The sequence below is a fragment of the Alkaliflexus imshenetskii DSM 15055 genome, assembly GCF_000517065.1.
Lineage (GTDB): Bacteria > Bacteroidota > Bacteroidia > Bacteroidales > Marinilabiliaceae > Alkaliflexus > Alkaliflexus imshenetskii.
Genome location: NZ_AJUM01000004.1, coordinates 1 through 3,265, shown reverse-complemented (window position 1 = coordinate 3,265; position 3,265 = coordinate 1). Strand labels below are relative to the sequence as shown.

Sequence of the window (3,265 nt, the reverse complement as noted above, 5' to 3'; positions counted from 1 at the left end):
AGGAGTGATATGCTGATACTGGGCTGTGTGAAGATAAATCATGGTTGTTGTGATGTCGGCATGACCCAAAAGCTCCTGTAAGGTTACAATGTTTAAGCCCTGCTCCAATAAATGGGTTGCATACGTGTGGCGTAAGGAGTGAAGGTTCACGTTTTTAGAGATGGTGGTTTTTTTTAAGGCTTTCCCGCATAACCCAGGATAATCCTTTGACGCTGTAGCGACCATCAGCCTCTTTGCCATTGAATAACCAAACATGCGGATTCTCGGCTCTGAGATATTTTTTGAGCCCGATGACCATTATGGCGGACAAAGGCACAATCCGATCTTTCTTGTATTTGCTCTGGCGGATGTGGATGACCATGCGCTCAAAGTCAATATCGGATATCTTAAGGTTGATGACCTCTTGCCCCCGTAATCCGGCAGAATAGATCAGCGTAAGGATAATTCGGTGCTTAAGCAGCGTAGGTGCCGAAAATAGCATCTTTAGCTCCTGGCGGTTCAGCACAACCGGCAACTTGCTCTCTTGCTTTAATGAAGGCAAAGCAATGGCCTTTTTGTTCATGCCCAGCAAACGGTAGTAATACCTAAGGCCATAAACCATGTGCTTGAAACTGCTCCGCGAAGGAGCCTTGACATCGCGTGCCAAAGCCACCAGATACTCGTTGATTTCATCTTCGGTGACGTCTTCGGGCAGTTGTTTAAAATGGATAACAAACAGCGCTATGCGCCGAATGTAATTATTCAGAGTGCTCTGACTCTGTCCACGAAGTACCACCTGATGCTCCATCTTTAAAGCCCTGGCCTTAAACTCCGGAACAAGAACGAGGGCGCGCTCTACAATCGTTAAGGTTGTTTTCTTTCTCATAACTGCATAATTTAAAAGTGAGTAATGCAGTTATAACGGCTTGCATCTAAAAAGATTAATGCTATTTTTGAAAGAGGCTATCCCGGAGGGATTTAGTTCAACAATGTATATACAAAATAGGCGAACTAGTAGTAAATTCGAGGGCTGTAGCCCGCTTCATCTTCATCTCGGTTTGATAGGATTGAAGCCCGCTATCGCCTACTTCGTATATACTAAACGTTATGCGCAATGCTACAAAAAGACCAGCAACAATTGACTAAACATAGAAAATATGGAAATAACATTTTACAATAAGACTGGACATCCACAGATTTATTTGTCTGTTGAAAATGATAATTCTTTTTATACATGGGATGGACATGCAGTTGCCTATGTATATGATGATAAGATTTATGGTTGGAGAGGAAAACATATCGGTTGGTATATTGACGGGATTATTTTTGATTTACATGGTTACAGAGTTGGTTCGATAAAAGAGAAATGCCCTTATTCTGTATACTCTGAATATTCTAAGTATTCTAAATACAGTAGATATTCGAGATATTCAAGATACTCACCTTATTCAAAACCTTCTTTTAGTTCATCGTATTCAAATACTGATTTAATTGATTTTATAACCCAAGACAAAGCCTAAAATAAAATTAACATGGACACAAAATTTTACATTGATACAGAAGCTAATGATGATGATGCTTATAAATTGGCTATGCAGTTTGCATGTGAACTTGCAAAAAAGGATTCTTCGATAAAAAAAATAGTTCTCTATATTCACACTAAGCAAAATACAGGTTGGTTTGAAAGATTGTTTGGTTCAGAAACAGTTAAGAAGCTATTTAATGGTTTGAAGTTTACCGATTGTCCTGTTCCATTCAAATTTGAGACTAAGTTGACTTATAAAAATGCAATTTATGGTAATGCATCAGATATTGTAATATGTTGTGGAATTGACTCTGACGATTTATTAAAAATTGATGATTATTATTCTGTGAAATATATTATTGCGATTCCTTGGTTAAGGAAATTAACAGATAAATGGATAAAAACTTGGAGTGCTATTGAGATTTCGGGCAAAGAAAAAAAAGAAGAATCATTTCCAGAACCGAGTTGTATAGTGAAACGTGCAATGCAACAATTGACAGGTTCAATAAATATGTCGACTGGAATATCACACCCAATGGATAATGATAGAGCTAAAACCTTTATTAAGGCTTTGCATAAGTACGAACCAGAGTTAAATGCAGATATTGTTGGTTCATATTTGGTTAGAGAATTAAATTGGGATACAAGACACGCTAAGGATATAGAAAAATTAATTGAGACATTAAATAGCGGTCGTTTCTTTAAAGGTGGCGAAAAGACAGGATTACAGGATTACTATAAAAGGTGGAAAAATGAATGTAAATAAGCACAGCGCATAATATATAGGAATATGAGCGGTCGGCACGACCCAGCGATTATTCCAGGTTGAACGACATCCCGTCTGGACTACAACTGGCAGCTATGGACTTTTTGTTGGTTTTTGATGTTTTTGGCAAGAACGCCTATGCTGCGTTCGTGCTGTTTTTAACCTTATCGGTTTAAGAGAAGAGTGGTCTTTGTGTTTCAAATGTTGAAAACCAGCTTCTTTTGGGCTTAACCCTCCCCGTCAAGGCAATACGATGCCGAACCTCATGTGAATGAAGTTTTTAAAGGGAATGTAATGTTGGTTACTGCAACTTATCAAAAAGCATAGAAGGCAGATGCCCTGCGGGTGACCGAATCCTGGGCAGGGTTCTGATGACAATCAGACGACCCGTTTTGCAATGCGGACATTTGGTTATGTCAAATCCTGTCAATCTTAAAATGCGCTCTGGAGCCGTTTCGGGCTTTTGTTTAGCTGTCATCTGGTCAATGTCAGGCTTTTCATCGGGCACAAATTGCAAATCCAGATGGAGTTTTGTGGTGTGATGATAAATGCCGAACCGACGGATACGCACGTAACCATCTGGCATAACATGCAAAGAGAATCGACGCAGAAACTCTTCTCCTTTCAGGGATACCGGTTTTATTTGTGCGCGGTCGCGGTAGTCTTTAGCTACGAAAGTGACGTTTGTTGAGTCAACATTCAATATCCGCTGGTTGCTGATGGCAATGCGATGGGTGTATTGCCCCAGATACCTGATGACATGTTCGGCGCCAGCCATTGAGGGTTCGCAATAGACGACCCACTTTTTTGATGAGCCGCTTCAATGCAGACTTTGAAGCCATCCATTGCAGATAGTTTTCGCAGTTCTCTTTTATGCTGTCCAGAAATTTACCTTTAAAGGCAGCACTCAACTGGTGCACCGGATAGAGATAATTTTCATATTTGCCGATGTGGCGCCATTTTCCCGACAACGAGTATCCTGCTGCCGGAACAAT

4 protein-coding genes and 1 pseudogene are annotated in these 3,265 nt (G+C 40.2%); 2 read left to right on the top strand and 3 right to left on the bottom strand.

Going from position 1 to position 3,265, the window contains the following annotated elements:
- Positions 1 to 225: tyrosine-type recombinase/integrase (locus ALKIM_RS20345; RefSeq protein ID WP_218916642.1), on the bottom strand; the 225-nt coding region annotated here is incomplete at its 3' end.
- The gene (locus ALKIM_RS19005; RefSeq protein WP_157363647.1) at positions 155 to 865 is read right to left on the bottom strand and encodes a tyrosine-type recombinase/integrase; all 711 of its coding nucleotides are present in this window, start codon (positions 863 to 865) and stop codon (positions 155 to 157) included. The genes ALKIM_RS20345 and ALKIM_RS19005, both read right to left, overlap by 71 nt.
- A 271-nt stretch (positions 866 to 1,136) precedes the next feature.
- Here ALKIM_RS19005 and ALKIM_RS0100055 point away from each other — a divergent pair, with 271 nt between their 5' ends.
- Complete coding sequence (locus ALKIM_RS0100055) at positions 1,137 to 1,499, top strand: 4-fold beta flower protein (protein ID WP_026472885.1); 363 nt, start codon at positions 1,137 to 1,139, stop codon at positions 1,497 to 1,499.
- 12 nt (positions 1,500 to 1,511) lie between these two features.
- Entirely contained in the window at positions 1,512 to 2,270 is a 759-nt protein-coding gene (locus tag ALKIM_RS0100050; protein ID WP_026472884.1) for a hypothetical protein, read from the top strand.
- 301 nt (positions 2,271 to 2,571) lie between these two features.
- Here ALKIM_RS0100050 and ALKIM_RS17015 read toward each other — a convergent pair.
- Positions 2,572 to 3,265: pseudogene (locus tag ALKIM_RS17015) on the bottom strand (IS91 family transposase); the annotation flags it as partial.

Coding starts and splice junctions, on each gene's coding strand:
- ALKIM_RS0100055 (WP_026472885.1), top strand. CDS start 1,137: ATGGAAATAACATTTTACAATAAGACTGGACATCCACAGATTTATTTG.
- ALKIM_RS0100050 (WP_026472884.1), top strand. CDS start 1,512: ATGGACACAAAATTTTACATTGATACAGAAGCTAATGATGATGATGCT.
- ALKIM_RS19005 (WP_157363647.1), bottom strand. CDS start 865: ATGAGAAAGAAAACAACCTTAACGATTGTAGAGCGCGCCCTCGTTCTT.